This window comes from Rhodoferax sp. ZS1R8, from assembly GCF_056521325.1.
The window spans coordinates 1-1,340 of record NZ_JBWMBA010000091.1 but is presented as its reverse complement, the minus strand read 5'-3'; the positions used below and the strand labels follow the sequence as shown (position 1 = coordinate 1,340).

The window sequence follows — 1,340 nt, the reverse complement described above, 5'->3', positions numbered from 1 at the left end:
CGGTCAGGTTGTTGCTGCCATTGTTGAAGTACCACTCCAGCCCATAGCTCAGCGCGCCGGTCAGTGTTACCTCTGCAATGGTTACCTCCACCAGAACTTGCCGTGGCACCACGTCGAGCCGCTTGATGGCCTCTTCAATCTTTTCGTATTCGGCCCCGTTGGCCAGTATCAACAGCGAGTTGTTGTCTCGGTCGGCAATCACTTTGACGGTGCTCGCCGAGCTGAGGCCCAGCGCCTCGCCTGTGCCTGAGGCCACCACGCTTGCCGCGGCACTTGAAGTGCTGGCACCCAACACACCCCCCGCCACCGATGCGCCGCCGGTTGCGCCAGGCAAACCACCGGGAGCAGCTGCACTGCCAGCGCCCGCGGATTGCAGTGATGCGCCTACCAAACCAGGAGCCACCGTTGGCGGTGGTGTGTTGGTGGTTGACTTACCGCCAATCACCTGGCCTAGCAGTGCGGCAATCTTTTCTGCACTACCGTTTTGCACGGCGTAGACATGTAAACGCGTGCCGCTCCTCCCGCCACTGCGGTCCAGGCGCTCGATCCATTGGCGCGCCTGCTCCAGGTACTGCGGCCGCGGGCTAACCACAAACACGGCATTCATGCGCTCGATAGGCAAGATGCGCAGCAGGCCAGCAAAGGGCGTTTTGGACTTGTCGCCAAACAGTATTTCCAGCTCTGGCAGGATGCTTTTGACATCTGCACTCTTGAGGGTAAACAGCCCCACGGACATGCCGGCCAGCCAGTCCAGGTCGAACACACTGACGGTTTCCAATGCATTGCGCATTTCGCCTTCTCCGCCGGCAAGCATCAACAAGTTGCGGTTTTCGTCCACACGCAGAATGCTGCCCTCTGGCAACAGGGGCTCCAAAATCTTGGCCATTTCCCGGGCGGAGATGTATTGCAGCTGAACAATCTGTACGCTGTAACCTGGTTGCAATGCACCCATCTTCGGTGTGGTGGAGCCGCGCAGGGCGCTATTCAGAGGGCCGATCTTGTAGGCGCCGTTTTCTTTCACCATGGCCGTGCCATTCATGCGCAATACGGTTTCCAGAATGGGCGTAACAGGCGCGCGGTTGATAGTCTGGCTGGTGTTGATGGTGACCGTGCCATTGACCTTGGGGTCGATGGTGTAGTTTTCGCCGAGCATGTCGCCCATGACCACACGCACCACTTCGCGCAGATCTGCCCCTTCAAAATTGAGCACAATGTCTTGCGGGCCTGCGGGCGCCGCGGAAACGGTAGCGGGCTTAACAAAAACACCTGTGCCCGGAATGATTTTGGGGGCGTCAACATCCGCTTTTTTGGCATCCGGCGCCACTATCTCTACCTTGGTG

At 59.0% G+C, this 1,340-nt stretch carries 1 protein-coding gene; it reads right to left on the bottom strand.

Annotation, left to right across the window (positions count from 1 at the left end):
* Window positions 1-1,340, bottom strand: a 1,340-nt coding sequence (locus tag AC097P_RS24050; protein WP_479612946.1) for a secretin N-terminal domain-containing protein, incomplete at both ends; no start/stop codon positions are given.